Annotated in this window: 15 protein-coding genes and 1 pseudogene; 5 read left to right on the top strand and 11 right to left on the bottom strand. The window is 71.9% G+C overall.

Going from position 1 to position 20387, the window contains the following annotated elements; all coding sequences use genetic code 11:
* Nucleotides 1-28 precede the first annotated feature (28 nt).
* The 4 genes and pseudogenes from ABT118_RS26265 to ABT118_RS26250 form a co-directional block, all read right to left on the bottom strand.
* A pseudogene (locus tag ABT118_RS26265) lies at nt 29-592 on the bottom strand (4Fe-4S dicluster domain-containing protein); the annotation flags it as partial.
* Between the two features lies 1 nt (nt 593).
* Nucleotides 594-2885, bottom strand: coding sequence for a molybdopterin oxidoreductase family protein (locus ABT118_RS26260; protein WP_350673696.1), 2292 nt, complete (start codon nt 2883-2885; stop codon nt 594-596).
* Entirely contained in the window at nt 2882-3931 is a 1050-nt protein-coding gene (locus ABT118_RS26255) for an MFS transporter (protein ID WP_350673693.1), read from the bottom strand. Before ABT118_RS26255 ends, ABT118_RS26260 begins: the two co-directional genes overlap by 4 nt.
* A gap of 90 nt (nt 3932-4021) precedes the next feature.
* Entirely contained in the window at nt 4022-4783 is a 762-nt protein-coding gene (locus ABT118_RS26250; protein WP_350673691.1) for a bestrophin-like domain, read from the bottom strand.
* 167 nt (nt 4784-4950) lie between these two features.
* Between ABT118_RS26250 and ABT118_RS26245 the strand changes: the two genes are divergently transcribed.
* On the top strand, nt 4951-5730 hold the full coding sequence (locus ABT118_RS26245; RefSeq protein ID WP_350673688.1) for a formate/nitrite transporter family protein: 780 nt from the start codon (nt 4951-4953) through the stop codon (nt 5728-5730).
* Between the two features lie 18 nt (nt 5731-5748).
* On the opposite strand, the gene ABT118_RS26240 is transcribed toward ABT118_RS26245, so the two are convergent.
* The 3 genes from ABT118_RS26240 to nirB all read right to left on the bottom strand — a co-directional run bounded on the left by ABT118_RS26240 (nt 5749) and on the right by nirB (nt 8982).
* On the bottom strand, nt 5749-6039 hold the full coding sequence (locus ABT118_RS26240) for a hypothetical protein (RefSeq protein WP_350673685.1): 291 nt from the start codon (nt 6037-6039) through the stop codon (nt 5749-5751).
* A gap of 106 nt (nt 6040-6145) precedes the next feature.
* Nucleotides 6146-6484 (bottom strand): nitrite reductase small subunit NirD, encoded by a 339-nt coding sequence (nirD, locus tag ABT118_RS26235; protein WP_350673682.1) that lies wholly within the window; start codon nt 6482-6484, stop codon nt 6146-6148.
* Nucleotides 6484-8982 carry a nitrite reductase large subunit NirB gene (gene nirB / locus ABT118_RS26230; RefSeq protein ID WP_350673679.1) on the bottom strand — a complete coding sequence of 833 codons (2499 nt, stop codon included), beginning with the start codon at nt 8980-8982 and terminating at the stop codon, nt 6484-6486. Before nirB ends, nirD begins: the two co-directional genes overlap by 1 nt.
* A gap of 208 nt (nt 8983-9190) precedes the next feature.
* Here nirB and ABT118_RS26225 point away from each other — a divergent pair, with 208 nt between their 5' ends.
* Nucleotides 9191-9949, top strand: a complete 759-nt coding sequence (locus tag ABT118_RS26225; RefSeq protein WP_350673676.1) for a sirohydrochlorin chelatase — start codon at nt 9191-9193, stop codon at nt 9947-9949.
* A gap of 7 nt (nt 9950-9956) precedes the next feature.
* Here the strand turns inward: ABT118_RS26225 and ABT118_RS26220 are convergent, their stop codons facing one another.
* From ABT118_RS26220 to ABT118_RS26205, 4 genes are all read right to left on the bottom strand, one after another.
* Nucleotides 9957-12020 (bottom strand): phosphocholine-specific phospholipase C, encoded by a 2064-nt coding sequence (locus ABT118_RS26220; RefSeq protein ID WP_350673673.1) that lies wholly within the window; start codon nt 12018-12020, stop codon nt 9957-9959.
* A 170-nt stretch (nt 12021-12190) separates the two neighbouring features.
* The gene (locus ABT118_RS26215) at nt 12191-12856 is read right to left on the bottom strand and encodes a pentapeptide repeat-containing protein (protein WP_350673668.1); all 666 of its coding nucleotides are present in this window, start codon (nt 12854-12856) and stop codon (nt 12191-12193) included.
* A gap of 39 nt (nt 12857-12895) precedes the next feature.
* On the bottom strand, nt 12896-14071 hold the full coding sequence (locus ABT118_RS26210) for a low temperature requirement protein A (RefSeq protein WP_350673664.1): 1176 nt from the start codon (nt 14069-14071) through the stop codon (nt 12896-12898).
* Nucleotides 14072-14446: 375 nt separating this feature from the next.
* Complete coding sequence (locus ABT118_RS26205) at nt 14447-16147, bottom strand: ABC transporter family substrate-binding protein (RefSeq protein ID WP_350673661.1); 1701 nt, start codon at nt 16145-16147, stop codon at nt 14447-14449.
* A 362-nt stretch (nt 16148-16509) separates the two neighbouring features.
* Here ABT118_RS26205 and ABT118_RS26200 point away from each other — a divergent pair, with 362 nt between their 5' ends.
* From ABT118_RS26200 to ABT118_RS26190, 3 genes are read left to right on the top strand one after another with little or no spacing between them, the layout of a single operon-like run.
* Complete coding sequence (locus tag ABT118_RS26200; protein ID WP_350673899.1) at nt 16510-17493, top strand: ABC transporter permease; 984 nt, start codon at nt 16510-16512, stop codon at nt 17491-17493.
* A complete protein-coding gene (locus tag ABT118_RS26195) occupies nt 17493-18386 on the top strand; it encodes an ABC transporter permease (protein ID WP_350673657.1) in 894 nt (297 codons plus the stop codon). The genes ABT118_RS26200 and ABT118_RS26195 overlap by 1 nt, the downstream gene beginning before the upstream one ends.
* The gene (locus tag ABT118_RS26190) at nt 18383-20386 is read left to right on the top strand and encodes an ABC transporter ATP-binding protein (protein ID WP_350673653.1); all 2004 of its coding nucleotides are present in this window, start codon (nt 18383-18385) and stop codon (nt 20384-20386) included. Before ABT118_RS26195 ends, ABT118_RS26190 begins: the two co-directional genes overlap by 4 nt.
* Nucleotide 20387: the final 1 nt, after the last annotated feature.

The raw sequence follows: 20387 nt of genomic DNA, 5'->3' as shown, positions 1-20387 counted from the left end.
GCACGTCCCCGACCAGCAGTCCGCCCGGCGGCAGTCCGCCCGGGACGGCGGCCCGCTGCTCGGCGGGCACCACCATCGCGACACCGGTGGAGACCGTCACGTCGCCGAAGGCGAACATGGTCGAGACGTCCACGTTCGGCCGCTCGGCCTGGAGCTCCTCCAAGGTGCCGTAGAACAGCGCCCCGGTCGGGCAGACCGTCGCGCACATCGGCGCCAGGCCGTAACTGGTGCGGTCGTAGCAGAGGTTGCACTTCATCTGGAGCTTGGCGTCCAGGTCGATCTTCGGTACCCCGAACGGGCAGGCGTTGACGCAGTTGGCGCAGCCGATGCACCGGGTCGGGTCGGCCTCCTGCACCACGCCGTCGGCGGTGATCAGGATGGCGTCCGCCGGGCAGACCTCGGCGCACGGGGCGACCGGGTCCTCGCAGTGCATGCAGACCGTCGGCAGCGAGGCGACCGAGTGCCCCTCGTCCGGGTAGTCCAGGTGGATCATCGACTTGCCGCGGTGCGAGTCGCACTCCCGGCAGGCCGAGACACAGGCCTGGCAGCCGATGCAGCGGCCCGGGTCGATGAAGATCGTCCTACCCAGCATGTCAGCCCCTCTCGGCGGTGCCGCGCCCCTGCGGGGAGGTCGGCGGCAGCGGGTCGGTCCGGGACACCTGGGCCTCCGGATACGCCTCCCGGCCCGGCGGGGTGGGCGGTGCGGGCACCTCGTCCAGCGCGGTGGCGCGCTCGATCCGGACGGCGCAGACCTTGTACTCGGGGATCTTCGAGCGCGGGTCCAGCGCATCGATGGTGAGCGCGTTGGCGGCCACCGGCGAGGGCCAGTGGTACGGCACGAAGACGTGGTCGGCCCGGATCGCCTCGGTCACCAGCGCGGGCAGTACGGACACCCCGCGCCGGGTGACCACCCGGACCGGGTCGCCGGTCCGGAAGCCGTGCGAGGGGTGCACCTCCACCCAGGGGCGCGGGGTCTGCTCCACCAGGGCGCCGAGCCGCCGGGTCTGATTGCCCGACAGGAAGTGCGCCACCGTCCGGCCGGTGGTCAGCGTCATCGGGTACTCGTCGCTGTACGGGTCGGCCGGCGGGTGCCACTCGACCACCTGGAGGTGCACCCTGCCGTCGGCGTGGTACGTCTTGCCGCCCTCGAACAGCCTTGGCGTGCCCGGGTGTTCGAGGTCCGGGCAGGGCCAGGCGATGCCGCCGGTGGACTCCAGCCGCTCGTACGTGATGCCGTAGTAGTCGATCACGGTGCCCCGGGAGGCCCGGCGCAGCTCGTCGAAGACCTCGCGCGAGCCGGGGAAGTCGAACTTCTCCCCGACGCCGAGCCGGCGGGCCAGCTCGCACATCACCCAGGTGTCGGTGCGGACGCCGGCCGGCGGCTCCTGGGCCTTGTTGTGCTTGACCACCCGGGCCTCGGCGTTGGCCATCACGCCCTCGTCCTCGGCCCAGGTGGTGACCGGGAAGACCACGTGCGCGTTGGCCGCGGTCTCGGAGAGGAAGAAGTCGAACTGGGCGTGGAACTCCAGGGTGTCGTAACCGTCCTTCACCACCGCGTAGTTGGGCAGTGAGACGAAGGGGTTGTTGCAGATCCCGATCAGGCCGCGGATCTCCTGCCGCTGCATCTGCCAGACCATCTCCATCATCGACGTTCCGGCGAGCGGGAGCTCGGCCTCGTCGATGCCCCAGATCTCGGCGATCTGCCGCCGGTGCTCCGGGTCGTTGATGGAGCGGCCGCCGGGCAGCAGGTCGGACTTCTGGCCGTGCTCCCGGCCGCCCTGCCCGTTGCCCTGGCCGGTGATGGTGCCGTAGCCCGCGCCCGGCTTGCCCAGGTTCCCGGTCGCGGCACAGAGGTTGATGACGGTCAGGCAGTTCTCCACGCCCTGGGTGTGGTGCTCGATACCGCGCGCGTGCCAGGCCATCGCCCGCCCGGCGGTGCCGAACATCCGGGCCACCTCGACCACCTGCTCGGCCGGGATGCCGCAGATCTCGGCGGCCCGGCTCGGCGGGTAGGCCTTGACGGTGCGCTTCAGCTCCTCCCAGCCGGTGGTGTGCGCGGCGACGAACTCCTCGTCGGTCAGGCCCTCCTCGATCACCACGTTCAGCACCGCGTTGAAGAACGCCGCGTCGGTACCGGACTTGAGCGCCACGTGCACGTCGGCGGTGCGGGCGATCGCGGTCTCCCGGGGGTCGATCACGATCAGCTTCGCGCCCCGGTCGCGGGCGCCCCAGACGTACTGGGTCATCACCGGGAAGCACTCGCCGACGTTCGAGCCGGCGATCAGCAGGCAGTCGGTCTGCAGGATGTCGGAGAACGGGTTGCCCGCCCGGTCGATCCCGAACGCCAGCTTGTTGGCCCCGGCGGCGCTCACCATGCAGAGCCGGCCGTTGTAGTCCACGTGCCGGGTCTTCAGCGCGACCCGGCCGAACTTGCCCACCAGGTAGGTCTTCTCGGAGAACAGGCTGGCCCCGCCGAGCAGCCCGAAGGCGTCCGCCCCGTGCTCGCCCTGGATCCGCCGGATCTCGGCCACCGTGTGGGAGAGCGCCTCCTCCCAGCTCACCTCGCGGAACGGCTCGTCCCGGGAATGCCGCAGCAGCGGTGCGGTCAGCCGATCCGGGTGGTTGACCTGCTGGTAGGCGTTGATGCCCTTGGGGCAGAGCCGCATCCGGTTGATGTCGTGGTTGCGCGGCTCGACGCCGAACACCTTGCCCGCGCTGTTCACCCGCAGGTACATCCCGCACTGCACGCCGCAGAAGCAGCAGTGCGTCGGCACCAGGGTCTGCTCGGTCTGGTCGGCCCGCCAGCCCGCCGCCGGCAGCCCGCCCGCGTCCCGGAAGTTGCGGGTGCCGGGCGGGGCGACCGTCGGGTCCACGCGCTCGCTCACTTGAAGCCCTTCTTCACCTGGGAGAGATAGGCGCTGCCGCGCAACACCCGCTTGCAGCGCGGGCAGTACTCCGCCCACTGGTCGAAGCCGAGCTTCAGGTCCTGCATGGTGCCGCGCAGGTTCTCCACGTACTCCGGGGTGTCGATCGCCTCGCCGCACTTGCGGCAGGCGAACAGGTCCTCGGCGGCCTCGGGGCCCTTGATCTTGGTCGTGTACTTGAACAGCTGCATGCCGACCGCGGCCGGGCGCTGGACGATGTGGAAGAACTTGCCGAACGGCAGGTAGACCAGGGTCAGCACCACCGAGGCCATGTGCAGCAGGGCCAGGAACTCGTAGCCGCCGCCGTGCAGGAAGACCGAGGAGAAGGTCAGCAGCAGGCCGGTGACCGAGATGGTGATCAGCGCGAGCAGCGGCACGAAGTCGTAGCCGAAGCGCTGGCCGGTGGTGGCCGCGCGGTCCCGCATCCGGCGCCAGAGGAAGTACCCGGCCCCGGCGATCACCAGCACGGCGGCCAGGTCGAGCCCGTGGTACATGGCCCAGCCGAACAGGCTGTCGGAGGCGAAGCCGAGCACCTTGAAGCCCCAGATCCGCATCTCGTACCCGGGCCCGGCCGCGCTGGAGGCGGTGAAGGTGAACCAGCCCCAGGTCAGCGGGAAGGTGATCGCGGCGGCCAGCAGGCAGCCCCAGAACATCAGCTGGTGCGCGGCCCAGCGGGCGTGCGAGCGGGCGCCGAGGAACTTCTGGAAGCCCAGGTAGGTGACGATCATCCGGGGCAGCGCGGTCGGCGCGGTGCGCAGGTTCTGCCAGGACAGCGCGGACCGCCAGCCCTGCCGGAACAGCCGCCGGGCGGCCGGCGCGGAGATCCAGACCATGTAGCGGTAGACCACCCCGAAGGTGAGGAACACGGTGGCCACCGCGTACGGGACCAGGGCCGAGTCGAAGTCCTTCAGGCCGCGGCTGCCGAGCACGATGGCGAGGACCAGGAGCACCGACGCCCCGGTGGCCACCAAGGACGCCCGGACCGCCGTCGACTGTCGCTGTGCCACCCCTGTGCTCCGTTCGCTCGACTGTTTCGCAAACTACTGACGGTCCGTCGGATCCGCGCGCGGGGAAAGCCGAGCGGGTGACGGGGCGGCTCAGCGCACCGGCGGCAGCCGGGTGAGGAAGACCCGGAAGGACTCGGGGGCGATGCCGTAGAGGCCGTCGAAGGGGTAGTCCATCTCCTTGATGGTGATCAGCAGCAGCGCCATCAGGCCGGTCATGGTGGCCACCATGACGATCTGGACGCTCAGGCTCGGCAGGCCGAAGAAGAAGGTGAAGCCGACCGTCACCACCGCGCCGATGATCAGGGCGACCCAGAGCAGCGTGGGCACCACGTCGTCGGTCTGGTTCAGCCGGGCCCGCCGCTCGCTCGCCAACTGCTCGACGTTGGACACCAGTTGCTGGTAGACGCCCTGCAGCCGGGTGTCCTCGCCGGGCTGGAAGCTCAGCGCGGTCTCCCTGATCCGGTAGATCAGCATGGTGGCCGCGGGGTCGGTGTGGTGCTTGGCCATCATCGGCCACTCCACGTCGATCACCTCGTGCGCGTAGTCGAGCGTGAGCCGCTCCAGCTCGCCGCCCTGGGGCAGCGGCATCTGGCGGGACAGCCAGTACACCCCGGCCAGCGCGTCCGCCTCCTTGAAGGTGGTGGCCTTGGCCGCCTCGGTGTTCTCCCAGACCACGATCACCACGAACGCCAGCAGCACCGCGTACAGCACGCCGACCATCGAGAACAGCACACCGCCGACCTCGTTGAACGGCGCCCGCCGCCCGTTCGGGACCAGTCGGTGGGTCAGGTAGAGGCCGATGGCCACCAGCACCATCGGCAGGATCAGCAGGGTCAGGTCGATCCCGCTCACCCGGGCCTCCTGGGTGACAGGGTGTCAGGGGAGCTGTACATGCGGTCATTCTGTGCACGGATGGCACCGGCCCCGCGCGGTGGACTGGGCCGCCCGGGACGAAGTGCACCCCGTCCGGTGACTTTCGACCGGGGAGGGTTGCCGCCGCCCCGGCGCACGCTGGCCTTATGCCGCACTCACCCGCGCTCGCCCTCGACGACATGCTGGCCCAGGCAGGGAAGAAGGCGGAGCTGGCCCGTCGACGGCCGGGCCGCTACCTGGTCTCCGCCGTGCAGGCCGGCGTGTACATCGGCCTCGGCGAGGTGCTGCTGCTGTCGGTGGCCGCCCCGTTCGAGCTGGCCCACTCGCCGGCGGTCAGGCTGCTGGAGGGCGCGGTCTTCGGAGTCGCGCTGATCCTGGTGGTGCTGGCCGGCGCCGAGCTGTTCACCAGTGCCGCGATGGTGATGGCGTTCGGGCGGCTGGGCCGGCGGACCGGATGGGGCGACCTGGGCCGGGTCTGGGGGCTGGCCCTGGTCGGCAACCTGGCCGGTGCGGTCGGTCTGGGCCTGCTGATGCACGCCACCGGCCTGCTCGGGACGGCGCCCGCCGGCCAGATGCTCGGCGAGCTGATCCAGGCCAAGAACGCGCTGAGCGGGGGCGAGCTGTTCACCCGGGCGGTCCTGTGCAACCTGCTGGTCTGCCTGGCGCTCTGGATGGTCGCCCGGGTCCGGGGCGACGGGGCGAAGATGGCGGCCCTCTGGTGGCCGGTGTTCGCCTTCGTGGCAGCCGGCTTCGAGCACTGCGTGGCCAATATGGCGCTCTACTCGCTGGCCGTCACCGAGGGCCGGGCCGGCTGGGCCGACCTGGCCCACAACCTGCTCTGGGTGGTCCCGGGGAACGTGGTCGGCGGCGCGGTCCTGGTGGCCGGGGCGTACTGGTTCACCCGGCCCGCGGAATCGCGCGGCTGACCCCCGCTCCCTCTCCGCTCAGGCGGGCCGGCGATGCCGGCCCGCCTGCTGCTGCGCCTCGTGCCGCCGACCCAGCCAGCCCATCAGGGCGAACATCGTGACCAGCCAGACCAGGCTGAACAGCCCCATCGCGATCGCGTTGTCGGTCTGCACGGCCACCAGGACCAGGCCGACCGAGAGCGACAGCAGCAGCACGATGGTCATCGAACTGACCTGCTCCAGCAGCTGCCAGGCGCCGCGCGGACCACCCACCTTGCGCGGCGGGGCGTACCGGTCCGGGCCGAACTCCGCTCCGGGTTGCATCGCCATCCCACTCACCTCCGGGAAGAGCCGGGCGGCGGGCGACCGGCCGGCTGGATACCTCCAGCCTGCGCCGATCGCCCGCCGCCTGCTCATCCGGGCCGTGCGGGGGTGGTCAGAGCAGCCGTACCGGCAGCACCGGCAGGGCCACCTCCGGGTCGTCCAGGCAGATGCCGGTGCGCAGGTCGAAGGTCTGCTTGTGCATCGGCGAGGCCACCGTCGGGACGCCGTCCACGCTGCCGGTGATGCCGTCGGCGATCACGTCGGCGCCGGAGAACGGGTCCCGGTTGCCGACCGCGTGGACCTGGCCGCCGGGGGTGCGGAAGACCGCGGCCTGCTCGCCCTCGGGGAGCAGCGCGGCCACCCCGCAGGCGGGTTCGAGCTCCTCGTACGAGCAGACGGTGACCCACTCGCCGGCGGTGGTGCGGACCTGGACCTGCTCGGTGCGGTGCATCAGTGCTCCTGGAGGGCGGGGGTGGGGGCGGGGGAGTTGAGGAAGGCGACCGACTCGGCGGGAGCGTTCACGAACGGGGCGAAGTGGCGCAGCTTGGCCGGGTCGGCCAGCACGGCCTCCCACTCGTCCCGGTAGCCGGCCGCGTGCCGGTCGGCCTGCGCCTCCAGCTCGGCGGCCAGCCCCTCGGCGTCGTCGACCACGACCCGGCGGACGTGGTCGGTGCCGAGCCGCTCCAGCCAGGCGGCGGTGCGCTCCAGCCGTTCCCCGGTGCGGGCGTAGTACATCAGGAAGCGGTCGGTCAGCCGGAGCAGCCGCTCGGTGGAGAGGTCGGCGGCCAGCAGCTCGGCGTGCCGGGGCGTGGTGCCGCCGTTGCCGCCGACGTAGAGGTTCCAGCCGTTGGCGGTGGCGATCACGCCGATGTCCTTGCCCCGGGCCTCGGCGCACTCGCGCAGGCAGCCGGAGACCCCGCCCTTGACCTTGTGCGGGGTGCGCAGCCCCCGGTAGCGCAGCTCCAGGTCGATCGCCAGCTGCACCGAGTCGCCCTGGCCGAACCGGCACCAGCGGCTGCCCACGCAGGACTTCACGGTACGCAGCGACTTGCCGTAGGCGTGTCCGGACTCGAACCCGGCGTCGACCAACCGCCGCCAGACGGCCGGGAGTTGCTCGGCCCGGGCGCCGAAGAGGTCGATCCGCTGGCCGCCGGTGATCTTCGTGTAGAGCCCGAAGTCCCGGGCCACCTCGCCGATCACGATCAGCTGTTCCGGCGTCAGCTCGCCGCCGGGGATGCGCGGCACCACCGAGTAGGTGCCGTCCTTCTGCAGGTTGGCCAGGTAGCGGTCGTTGCTGTCCTGCAGGCCGCGCTGCCCCGGGTCCAGGATGTGGGTGAGCCCCAACTCCGGCCCCAGGGTGGCCAGGAGCGATCCGACCACCGGCTTGCAGACCGTGCAGCCGTCCTCGCCGCCGGTGCCGTGGGCGGCCAGCACGGCCGCGAAGGAGGTCAGCCGTCCGGCCCGGACGGCCTGGTAGAGCTCGGCCCGGGACAGTTCGAAGTGCTCGCACAGGCCGCGCCGGGGCTCGACCCCGGCCGCGTCCAGCAGCGACTGCAGGGCGCCCGCGCAACCGCCGCAGCCGGTACCGGCCTTGGTGCAGCGCTTGACCCCGGCCAGGTCGGTCAGCCCGTGCTCGGCGACCGCCGCCCGGACGGCGCCCTTGGTGACGTTGTGGCAGCTGCACACCACGGCCTCGTCCGGCAGCAGGTCCGCGCCGGGCGGGGCCTCGGCCCCGGCCGGGAGCAGGAACGACTCCGGGGCGGCGGGCAGCGGGCGGTCGGCGCCCGCGTGCGGCTTGAGCAGCCCGTACGCGGCGGCGTCGCCGACCAGGATGCCGCCGAGCAGCCGGCCGTCGGCGCCCAGCACCAGCTTCTTGTAGACGCCGGAGCCGGAGTCGGAGAACTGCACCTCGACCGTCCGGGCACCGGCCGCGAACGGGTCGCCGAAGCTGGCCACGTCCGCGCCGAGCAGCTTGAGCTTGGTGTCGGTGTCGGAGCCCTCGAAGCTCGACCCGCCGGTGCCGCAGAGCCGGTCGGCCACCACCTCGGCCATCCGGTAGCCGGGTGCGACCAGCCCGTAGACCTGGCCGTCGCAGGTCTGGGCGCACTCGCCGACCGCGTACACGGCCGGGTCGGTGGTCCGGCACCAGCGGTCCACCGCGACCCCGCCGCGGTCGCCGACCAGCAGCCCGGCCTCGCGGGCCAGCCGGTCGCGCGGGCGGACCCCGGCCGAGAAGACCACCAGGTCGGCGTCGACCTGCCGGCCGTCGCTGAGCCGCAGCCGCCGGGCGGTGCCGTCCGCGTCGGTCTCGACCCGGTTGGCGCCGACGCCGGTGTACACGCCGATGCCCATGCCCTCCACCGCGCCGCGCAGGGCGGCCGCGCCGCCCTCGTCCAGTTGGAGCGGCATCAGCCGGGGCGCGAACTCGACCACGGAGGTGCGCAGTCCGAGGCTGCGCAGCGCGCCGGCCGCCTCCAGGCCGAGCAGTCCGCCGCCGACCACCACGCCGCTGCGGGCCGCTCCGGCGTACGCGGTGATCGCGTCCACGTCGTCCAGGGTGCGGTAGGTGAAGCAGCCGGGGCTGTCGGCGCCGGGGACCGGCGGCACGAACGGGTAGGAGCCGGTGGCCAGCACCAGGGCGTCGTACGCCACGGTGCGGCCGCCGGCGGTGGTGACGGTGCGGTGGGCGGTGTCCAGTGCGGCGACCGGGTCGCCGAGGTGCAGCTCGATGCCGTGCCGTTCGAGGAAGTCGTCCTCGGCGAGCGTGAGTTGCTCGGGGGAGGTGCCGGTGAAGCGGGCCGAGAGGTGCACCCGGTCGTAGGCGGGGCGCCGCTCCTCGGCGAGCACCACGGCGCGCCAGGCGCCGGTGAAGGCGCCGCGTTCGGCCAGTGCCTCCAGCAGGCGCTGCGCCACCATGCCGTGTCCGACGACGACCAGGGTCTGAGCCATGACGATCTCCTCGTACGACCGCGCGGCCGGTGCCGCCCACCGTCGACGCTAGTGCGGCGCGGGTCGGTCATGAACGAGTAAAGGGCCCCAGCAGCAGGGACTTTGGTCCCTGGTGCCGGATGGATGTTCGACCCGTGCGCCGGTGCCCTCGGGCTGGTCCGACCCGCCGTCGCGGTGCCTAGCGTGGAGGGTGACAAGGGAGGAGCCGATGACCACGTTCGCCCCCGTACTGGAACCAGGACCACTGCCCAGGGCCGGCCGGCCCGCACCGCCGCTGGTGCTCGCCGTGCACGGCAGCGCGCTGCCCGAGGCGGCCCGCACCGTCGACCGGCTACGGGCCCGGCTGGCCGCGCTGGTCGGCGCCGAGCCGTTGGTGGGCCATCTCGATCTGCAGGCGCCCTCGCTGGCCGAGGCGCTGGCGGCGGTGGGGGAACAGGCCGTGGTGGTCCCGCTGCTGCTCGGCGACGGCTACCACCGCGCGGTCGACCTCCCCGCGGTGGTGGCCGGGGCGGCCGGTCCCCGGGCGGTGGTCACCCCGGGGTTGAGCGGCGCTGCCGCCTCGCTCGGGCTGGCGCTGTACGGGCGGCTGCGCGAGGCGGAGGAGCGGGCCGGCGGCCGGGCCGACGCGGTGGTGCTGGCCGCCGCGGGCTCCAGCCGCCCCGGCGGCAACGACGGCGCGCTGGCCGCGGCCGCCCGGCTGCGTGAACTGCTGGGAGGTGTCCCGGTGGTGTCCGCGTACTGCTCGGCCACCGGGCCGACCGTCCCGGCGGCGCTGGCCGGGCTGCGGAGCCGGGGGTACCGCCGGGTCGCGGTCGCCACCCACCTGCTCGCGCCCGGCCGGTTCACCGCCGCGCTGGCGGACACGGCCGCCTGGACCGTGTCCGCCCCGCTCGCCGACCACCCCTTGGTGGCCCGGATCGTGCTCCGCCGTTACGCGCTGGGCCAGTTGGAGTCGGCCCGGAGCTGATCCGGGGTCAGCCGCTGATGCTCGGCGCGCCGGTCTCGATGTGGCCGGTGAAGCGCTGCGACCAGCTCGGGTCGGAGCTGACCGTGACGGTGAAGTCGTACCAGCCGTTCTGGTACGCCACGGCGTTGAAGTAGTCGCTGGTGTTGCCGCCGGGCTGCACGGTGTACGTCCAGGGGCCGTCGGTGCGGTAGTTGTTCGGCGTGATGGTGAAGGTCACCGCGGCGGTGCCCGCGTTGGCCAGCCGGAACCAGAGCGCGGCCTTGCCGGTGTCGGGGGCGTCGGCGTAGCTCGCGGTCACGGTGACCGTCTTGCCGGGCTTGGTGGCGTCGCCCTTGAAGCGGCGCAGGAAGCGGTTCGGGCCGGTGACGCTCAGGTCGTACGGGCCGTTGCCGAAGTTGGTGCCGCAGTTGAAGAAGTCGCTGGTGGAGCCGCCGGGGTCGATGGTGTACTGCCACGGACCGCCGCTGCGGTAGGCGTTGGCGTAGGCCGAGAAGTGCGCGGCGCTGGTCGCGACCGCCCCCTCGTTGGCCATCTTGATCCAGACCTTCATCACGCCGTTGGCGCCGAACTCCAGGTGGTCCAGGTTGGCGGCGGGCTGGTACGGCAGCGCGCGGGCCGGGCGGGTGCCGGCCTCCTGCAGCGGCAGCGCGTTGTTGGTCGGGGCCGGGTTGGGCAGCGGGCCGCAGCTGGACTGGCCGATCACGAAGGAGGTGTCGGGCAGCGCGGGCATCCCGTACACCGGGTGGGCGAAGTCGAAGACGCCGGTCAGGTCACCGGTCACCTTGCGCCGCCAGGCGCTGATGTTGGGACAGCTGGCGGGCTTGCCGAGGGCGGCCGTCCAGCGCTCCAGGAAGCGCAGCACCGAGGTGTGGTCGAACACCTCGGAGTTGACCCAACCGCCGCGGGTCCAGGGGGAGATGGCGATCATCGGGACCCGGAAGCCGAGGCCGATCGGCTGGCCGTTGTAGAACTCCCCGGCGGTGCCGGCCACCGGGACGGGCGGCGGCACGTGGTCGAAGAAGCCGTCGTTCTCGTCGTAGTTGAGGAACAGCACGGTGGAGTTGAAGACCGCCGGGTCGGCGTTGAGCGCGTCCATCACCAGGTGCACGAAGTGCGCGCCGTCGTTCGGCGGCGCGTACGGGTGCTCGGACGAGGCTTCGTCCGCGACCACCCAGCTCACCTGCGGCAGGGTGCCGTTGAGCACGTCGGCGCGGATCGCGGCGGCGATGTCCTCCGGGGTCTTCCCGGTCACCTTCGGGACCGAGCCCATGCCCTTGACCTTGAGCGGGCTGCCGGCCGGGGCGTCGGTGAACTGCTTGAAGTAGGCCAGCGCGTTGTCGCCGTAGTTGTCGGCGGCGTTCTGGTAGAGCTTCCAGCTCACCCCGGCGTTCTCCAGCGCCTCGGCGTAGGTCTGCCAGCGCAGGCCGGACTCGTCGCCGCCGTTGTAGGCCGGGCCGCCCGCCTTGCCGTCCGGGTCGATCTGGCCGCTCCAGTGGAAGGTGCGGTTCGGGCCGGTGGCGCTCAGGGTGGAGCTGAAGTAGGCGTCGCAGACCGTCCAGTTGTCGGCCAGCGCGTAGTGGAACGGGATGTCCTTGCGGTTCAGGTAGCCGAGCGCCCGGACGCTGGCCTTGGCGGCCACCCAGTTGTCCATCTTCCCGGTGTTCCAGGCGCTGTGCTGGTCGTTCCAGGAGTGCGCGAGGTCGCCGTTGCACTGGGCCAGCCGGTCCGGGGTCTGGCCGCCCGCCGGGTTGGTGGCGCTGAACAGCCACGGGTACTGGCGGCCGGTGCCGTTCGGCTGGTTGAAGACGCTGTGCCCGCCGGGGATCTGGATCGCGGCCCGGTCGGCGAAGCCGCGGACGCCCTTGAGCATGCCGAAGTAGTGGTCGAAGCTGCGGTTCTCCTGCATCAGCACCACGATGTGCTTCGCGTCGGTGATCGTCCCGGTGGCCTCCAGGCCGAGCGCGGCCGCCTCGGCCGTGCCTCCGGCCACGGCGGCCGAACCGGCCACCGCCGCCCCGGCCGCCGCGCTCGCCGACAGTGCCATGAACTTTCTACGACTCAGCTCGGACATCCGCCTGCCCGTCCCTTCGGTAGCGATGTTGTGCACACACGTTGTGTCCACGCCATCGTTCAGGCGGCATCCTGCTGCAGGTCGGAGCGTTGGTCCATGACTTTGCAGCAAGGCTTGTTGGACTGTTCAACGCGGCGTCGCGCAGCGAAGGACGGATGAACGGCCGGGGCTCAGTCCTTCACAGTGATCCCCAGTGCCTGGGCGAACTGCGGCGCCAGCTCGAAGAGTTGCACGGTGCTCAGGACGGCGCCGCGGAGCCCGTTCGGACCGTCGGCCAGGCCGAGCCGGGCGGCCCCGCGCAGGTCGACCTGGCGCAGGGTGGCCCCGGCCAGCCGGACCTCCTCCAGGGTGGAGCCGGGGAAGGACACCTCGGTCAGCTTCGCGTCACCGAAGTCCACGTCGCGCAGCAGGCAGTCCTCGAACACCACGTCGCGCAGGGTGGCGCCGCGCAGGTTGACCGCCTCCAGCTTGCACTGGCGGAACACCACCCGGCGCACCGCCGAGCCGTAGCAGGTCAGCCCGGCCAGCACGGTGCCGACGAAGCCGGCGTCCTGCCACTCGGTCTCGGCGCAGTCCACCGCGATCCAGCGGCTGCCCTGCACCCAGACCTCGTTGAACCGGGCCTGGCGGAACTTGGTGCCGCTCAGCTCCACGCCGGTGAAGGCGCACTCCAGGAAGGTCGCGCCGTTCGCCGGGCCGGCCAGCTCCGGGCCCGCCGGTGCCGAGCCGTCGAAGTGCACGGTGTCGTACCGCTCGTCCCGCCGGAGCGGCCCGGTGTGCGGGATGAGCAGGTGCGCGTACGGCAGCTCGGCGAGCTGGTCCGGGACGGAGGGCATGCGGGACTCCTGGGATAGCGGGTCCGACCATCCTCACACTCAGGACTGACGGGCGTGCAGCGTGACGCCCGCGGCCACCGCCAGGGCGCAGACCAGCCCGGTCGCCAGGACGCCGGACTCGCCGAACAGGGTGCACGCCAGCACGGCCACCGCGGTGACCGGGAGCAGCAGCACCTGGGCCGGGCCCCGCTTGGAGTGGCGCGCGTGCAGCAGCCAGACGGTGAACAGGTAGAGCGCGGTCGGCACCGTGACGGCCGCTGCGGCGGCGACCGCGCCGATGTGCGCCTTGCCGACCGCGTACTCGATCGCGACCTCCATCCCGGCGCCGATCGCGGCGGCCGAGCCGAGCACCAGGTAGTGGCCGTACCCCCAGAGGAAGGAGCGCCGGTTGGAGGTGAGGATGTGGTGCACCGGCCGGGCGAAGTAGATCCACCAGGCGGCGAAGCAGGTCAGGATGCCGCCGGCCGCGAGCGGGATCAGGTCGCCGAGCGCCTCGTGCTCGTCCAGGGCGGCCTGCATCGCCAGGGTGGCGGCGGAGACGGTCTCGCCGAGCACGATCAGGGTGAACAGGCCGTACCGCTCGGCGATGTGGTGCGGGTGCCAGTGGCTCTGGGTGTGCAGCTCGGCCAGCGCGGGCACCGAGAGCTCGGCCACGATGCCGAGCGGCAGCACCCAGACCCGGGCGCTCTCCGGGACCAGCAGCACCAGCCCCCAGCCGACCTGGCAGGCGGTGATGCCGGCCGCGTAGCGCAGCGCCATGGTGCGGGCGCCGCCGCTCTCGGAGGCGGCCGCGCGCAGCCACTGGGTGACCAGGGCCAGGCGCATCACCACGTACCCGATCACCGAGAGGGTGAGGTCCTGCTCGGTGAACAGCCGGGGCACCCCGGCGGCCAGGATCAGCACACCGGTGATCTGCACCAGGGTGGTCACCCGGTACGGCACGTCGTCCACGTCGTAGGCGGAGGCGAACCAGCTGAAGTTCATCCAGGCCCACCAGATCGCGAAGAACGCGAACGCGTAGCTGTAGAGCCCGTGGCCGAGGTGGCCCGCCGCCAGGTCGTGCGCGAGCTGGCCGCCGGCCTGGGCCACCGCCACCACGAAGCAGAGGTCGAAGAAGAGCTCCAGGGGTGTGGCGGCGCGGTGCGCCTCCGTCCGGTCCCTGGAGGTCATCCGGCGGAACGGCGCCGGTTCGGACGGGGGCTCGATGCTGCTCATGGGGCCGATCCTGACAGCCCGTCACCCGCGGCGCACGTACCGCTGCCGTCCGCCGTGTCTCCGGCGTGCGGCCCTTCTGTCCGTCCGTCAGCGAGAGTTGACGACGCAGTGCGCGAACCGGGTGACAGCGGCCGGGTCCCCGGGCGTGCCCCGGCCGAGGTGTCCGGCTAGTCCGGTCCGGCCGGATAGATTCCCCTGCAGTGTGAAACGACGACGTGGGCGGTCTGCGAGCAATGCGGAAGGTCAAGGCCGGTGGCAGTACACGGGGGGCGGTCTTGCCGCGCCCCCGTGTCGCCGGACTCGTGATCACCGCACTGCTCGTCAGAGCCGTCCGTCGTCCGTCGGCTCAGCAGGCCCTGAGGCTGCCCGAGGGGGTCACTTCTCCCAACCGACCTTGGTGATGTCGGTGTCCGCCAGGCTGCCCGCACCGAAGTTGGCCAGTCCCTTGCGGACCGCCACGATGCTCGGCCGCTGGTACAGCTCGACGGTGTGGCCCAGCTCCCAGATCTGCGCGTCCGCCTTGTTGTAGAGCTTGGCCGCCTCGGCCGGGTCCAGCGTGGCGGCGGCGGTGCGGAGCAGCTCGTCGATCTCCGGAGTGGCCAGCTTGGAGTAGTTGCCGAACACGTTGTCGCCCTGCGGGGCACGGTAGTTGGGCACCCCGGCGGAGAGCGGGAAGGACCCGGTGTTGCGCCAGCTGGCCAGGTCGAACTTGCCCTGGTTGATGTACTTGCCGAAGTACTCCTTGCTCGGCACCTTGTCGACGGTGAGCTTCACGCCGACCGCCTGGAGCATGTTCTGCACGGCGGTGGCCATGTCGATCTGCGCCTGGGCGGAGCCGTCGCTGAGCACGTAGTGCAGCTCCAGCGGCTGCCCGTCCTTGGTGCGCGGCTGACCGGCCGCCGTCTCCTTCCAACCCGCCTTGTCCAGCAGGCCCTTGGCGGCCGCCAGGTCGAACTTGGCCCAGTCGCCGGAGTTGTCCTGGTAGCCGCTCTGGTTGGTCATGAAGAGGTGGTTGCCGAGCGGCTTGAACTCCACCGGCACGCCCTGGTTCACGATCTTGATCAGTGCGGACCGGTCCAGCGCGCGGCCGAGCCCCTGCCGCAGGGCCTGGTCCGCCAGCGGACCGTTGCTGCCGAACGAGATGTGCACCTCGTCCCAGGGCGTCCCGGTCCTGATCACGCCGTCCTTGGCGTCCTTGAGCTGGCCGTAGGTGGTCGCGCTGCCGGCCGAGGCGTAGTCCACCTCGTTGTTGAGGAACGCCTGGGTGATCGCCGGGATGGCCAGCACCCGGTAGGTGATCTTGTCGAGCTTGGGCTTCGGGCCCCACCAGTCCGGGTTCGGCACCAGGGTGATGGTCTGCGCGGTCTTGTCGATGGTGCCGATCTTGAAGGGGCCGCCGAAGATCGGCACCTGCTCGATCCAGCCCTGGTTGAACGCCTCCGGGGTGGCGATCCCGGCCGCCGGGATCAGCGGGTTGAACAGGTTCTGCCAGTCCGCGTACGGCTTGTCGAAGGTGACCTTCACCTCCTGCGCGTCGGCGCCCTGCTCGACCGCGGAGATCTGCTCGTAGCCGGAGGAGTCGGCGATGTTGTACGCCGGGTTCTTCCCGTTGGTGGCCTCCCAGACCGCCTTGAAGTCCGCCGCGCCGATCTGCTTGCCGTCCGACCACTTGGCCTTCGGGTTGACCTTGTAGGTGATCACCTGGGGCGACTTGGAGGTCACCTCGGCCGAGACCAGGTACTCCGGCACCGGCTTGAAGACGCCCTTGGCGTCGGTGCGGAACAGCTTCGCCTGGGTGTAGGTCATGATCTCGACCGCGTCGCCGTACCGGCCGTCCACCTGGTACGGGTTCCACTGGGTGATCCACTGCTGGAGCGGCGGCCGGAACTCGCCGCCGTCCTTGATTCTGTCCAGCGGCTGCGGGTTGTTGTCCTCGGCGTCCTGGGTCGGCACCACGTTCTTGGCCACGTCACCCGAGCCCGAGCCGGCCGAGCTGCACCCGGTCACGGCCAGCGTCAGTGCGATGGCGAGAACAGCGGCACGGCGCAGGCCGCGGGCGGTGGTGAAGGTGTCCATCAGGGGGTCCCCCGGGAAGAGTCGGTGGCCGCCAGGTGTGGCGACGCTTGAGCGTGGGCAGCCAAGTCGTGTCCGGCCGAGCAGAACGTAACAGCGGATCAGTTCACGTACCAGGGGGTCCTGTTCACATCTGATCGAATCGAAACAGGCCGCAATACTGCGGCAATACGCCGTCAGTAACCCGCTGCAAGACTCTGACCTGCTGCTTCGCCGACCGGCTGGAGCGGATTGCGCTGGAGCTCTGGACGGCCGACCGGCCGTGCCGTAGAACTGCTGCGCGCAGAGCTGCGCCAAACACCCCTAGAGCGAAGGCAATTCGTCATGCTGACCAGGTGTACGAACCTCCGAACCGGCGGTGCGGGGTGATCCGGTACCTGGTCAAACGCCTCGGCTACTACGTCGCCCTGCTGATCGTCGCGGTCTTCCTGGCGTACGCGCTCTCCAGCACCGCGCTCGGCCCTCGGAGCTACTTCGAGGCCAAGCAGCCCAGGCCCTCCGCCGCCTCGGTGGAGCGGCAGTTGACCGCGCTGAACATCAACGACCGCACCCCCGTGGTGGAGCGGTTCGGCACCTGGGCCGAGGGCCTGCTGCTCCACGCCGACCTCGGCCGGACCATCCACGACACCTCGGTGAACGAGGACTTCGGCCGCCGGATCTGGGTCTCGCTCCGGCTGCTGCTGGTCGGCAGCGTGCTCGGCATGGTGCTCGGGGTGGCGGTCGGCGCCTGGGGCGCGGTGAAGCAGTACCGCTTCTCCGACCGGGCCTCCACGCTGGTCTCGTTCGTGCTGCTCTCCACCCCGGTCTTCCTGCTCGCCCTGCTGCTCAAGAACGGCGCGATCGCCGCCAAGGACGCGGCCGGCCACGAGGTGATCCCGTTCACCGGCTACGAGACCCCCGGGCTGACCGGCGGGATCGGCGCCCAGCTGGCCGACTGGGGGCTCCACCTGCTGCTGCCCACCCTGTCGTTGGCGCTCGGCGGGATCGCGGTCTACAGCCGTTACCAGCGCGCCACCATGCTCGACGTGCTCGGCTCCGACTACCTGCGCACCGCCGAGGCCAAGGGCTTGACCAGGAACCGGGCCCTGCTCAAGCACGGTCTGCGGACCGCCGTGATCCCGATGGCCACCATGTTCGCCTACAGCTTCCTGGGCATCTTCACCGGCGCGGCCTTCACCGAGACCATCTTCGGCTGGCACGGCATGGGGGAGTGGTTCATCCAGGCGATCAACGAGCAGGACATCAACTCGGTGGTCGCGGTCAACCTGTTCGCCGCGGTGGTGGTGCTGGCGTCCGGCTTCCTGGCCGACCTGCTGACCGCCGCCCTCGATCCCCGGGTCAGGTCCTGATGACTGCCGTACTCCCGCTGCCCGCAGCCGAACTCCCCGCCCCCGCCGGACGGCTGCGCCTGGTCACCGGTCGGCTGCTGGCCGCCAAGGGCGTGCTGGTCGGCGCCGTGGTGGTGCTGCTGCTCTTCCTGCTGGCCTTCGTCGGCCCGTTCCTGACCCCCTGGGACTACGCCACCCCGGACTACCTGGCGCTGCGCCAACCGCCGTCCGGCACGCACTGGTTCGGCACCAACGGGCTGGGGCAGGACGTCTTCGCCCAGACCGTCCGGGGGCTGCAGAAGTCGCTGGTGATCGGGCTGCTGGTGGCGCTGTTCTCCACCGTGCTGGCCGGGCTGGTCGGCGCCTGCGCCGGGTACTTCGGCGGCTGGGCCGACCGGGGGCTGACCTTCCTGGTCGACCTGCTGCTGGTGTTCCCGAGCTTCCTGATCATCACCATCATCTCGCCCCGGCTCAAGGGCTCCGGCTGGATCGCCTTCGTGGTGCTGCTGGCCGCCTTCAACTGGATGATCACCGCCCGGGTGGTCCGCTCGATGACCCGCTCGCTGCGCGAGCGCGAATTCGTCCGCGCCGCCCGGTTCATGGGCGTCCACCCGCTGCGGATCATCCTGCGGCACATCCTGCCCAACGTCGCCTCCTTCCTGATCACCGACGCCACCGTCGCGGTCGGCGGCGCCGTGATGAGCGAGGCCGCGCTCTCCTACTTCGGCTTCGGCGTCCGCGCCCCCGACGTCTCGCTCGGCACCCTGCTCGCCGCCGGGACGGACCAGGCACCGGTCTTCCCCTGGCTGTTCTACTTCGCGGCCGCCCTGCTGGTGCTCTTCGTGCTCGCCGTCAACCTGATCGGGGACGGCCTGCGGGACGCCCTCGACCCCACCTCCGGGAGTCGTCCGTGACCACCCCGCTGCTCGAAGTCTCCGACCTGGCCGTGGACTTCGGTTCCCAGCCGGCTGTCCGAGGGGTCGACCTGGCGCTCCGGCGCGGCGAGACGCTGGGCATCGTCGGCGAGTCCGGCTCCGGCAAGTCGGTCACCGCGCTGGCCGTGCTCGGCCTGCTGCCCGGCACCGCGAAGGTCCGCGGCTCGGTGAAGCTGGAGGGCCGCGAGCTGGTCGGCCTGCCCGGCAAGGACCTCGCCGGGCTGCGCGGCCGCAAGGTCGCGATGGTCTTCCAGGACCCGCTCTCCGCCTTCACCCCGGTCTACCGGATCGGCGACCAGATCGTCGAGGCGATCCGGATCCACCAGCGGCTGGACAAGGCGGCCGCCCGCAGGCGCGCGGCCGAACTGCTCGACCTGGTCGGCATCCCGGACCCGGTCCGGGCCCTGGCCGCCTTCCCGCACGAGTTCTCCGGCGGCATGCGGCAGCGCGCGATGATCGCGATGGCGATCGCCAACGACCCCGACATCCTGCTCGCCGACGAGCCCACCACCGCACTGGACGTCACCATCCAGGCCCAGGTGCTGGACGTGCTGCGCACCGCGCAGCGCGAGACCGGCGCGGCGCTGGTGCTGGTCAGCCACGACCTCGGGGTGATCGCCGGGATGGCCGACCGGGTCGCGGTGATGTACGCGGGCCGGGTGGTGGAGACCGCCCCCGTGGACGCGCTCTTCGCCCACCCCAGGCACCCGTACACCCTCGGCCTGATCGGCGCCGTGCCCCGGCTGGACGCGGACGGCGGCCCGCTGGTCCCGATCCCCGGCCAGCCGCCCGCCCCCGGGGCGCTCGGCACCGGGTGCCCGTTCGCCGACCGCTGCCCGCTGGTGCAGGACCGCTGCCGTACCGCAGAGCCGCCGCTCGCCGGCACCGGCGACCACCTGGCCGCCTGCGTCCGCGCGGAGGAACTCGCCGAGAGCCGGCCCCGCCCGCAGGACGTCTACCCCGTCCCGCCGCTGCCCGCCGCCGACCCGACCCCGCGCGCGGAGCGGGACCAGGTGCTCAAGGTGACCGGTCTGACCAAGACCTTCCCGGTGCTCAAGGGCACCGTCTTCAAGCGCCGGGTCGGCTCGGTGTACGCCGTGGACGGCGTCGAGCTCGACATCCGCCGGGGCGAGACGCTCGGCCTGGTGGGCGAGTCCGGCTCGGGCAAGTCGACCACCCTGTTCGAGCTGCTCGACCTGGGCCGACCGGAGGGCGGCAGCATCGAGCTGCTCGGCCAGGACACCGCCGGGCTCGACCGGGCCGGGGCGCACCGGCTGCGCGGCGAGGTGCAGATCGTCTTCCAGGACCCGATGGCCAGCCTCGACCCCCGGCTGCCGATCGGCGACGTGATCGCCGAACCGCTGCTCGCCCAGGGCGCCGCCCGGGAGCTGATCAACCGTCGGGTCCCGGAGCTGCTCCGGCAGGTGGGCCTGGACCCCGCGTACGCCGAGCGCTACCCGCACCAGTTCTCCGGCGGGCAGCGGCAGCGGATCTCGATCGCCCGGGCGCTCGCGGTCGAACCCCGGCTGCTGGTGCTGGACGAGCCGGTGTCGGCACTCGACGTCTCGGTACAGGCAGGCGTGCTCAACCTGCTGCAGCAGCTCAAGGCCGAACTCGGCCTGTCCTACCTCTTCGTCTCGCACGACCTCTCGGTGATCCGCCACCTGAGCGACCGGGTCAGCGTGATGTACCTCGGCCGCACGGTCGAGACCGGCGACGCGGCCGAGGTCTTCGCCCGACCCCGGCACCCGTACACCCAGGCCCTGCTCTCGGCCGTCCCGCTGCCCGACCCCGCCGCCGAACGGGCCCGCACCCGGGTCCTGCTCCCCGGCGACCCGCCGTCGCCCACCGAGCGTCGCACCGGCTGCGCGTTCCGCACCCGCTGCGCCCTCTACACCACCCTCGACCCGGGCCGGCAGGCCCGCTGCGAGGGCGAGGCGCCGGCTCTGGCGGACGGCGTCGCCTGCCACCACGCCTGAC

Source organism: Kitasatospora sp. NPDC002040 (genome assembly GCF_040296785.1).
In the GTDB taxonomy this organism is placed as follows: Bacteria; Actinomycetota; Actinomycetes; order Streptomycetales; family Streptomycetaceae; genus Kitasatospora.
This window is presented reverse-complemented; position numbering and strand designations above follow the sequence as displayed.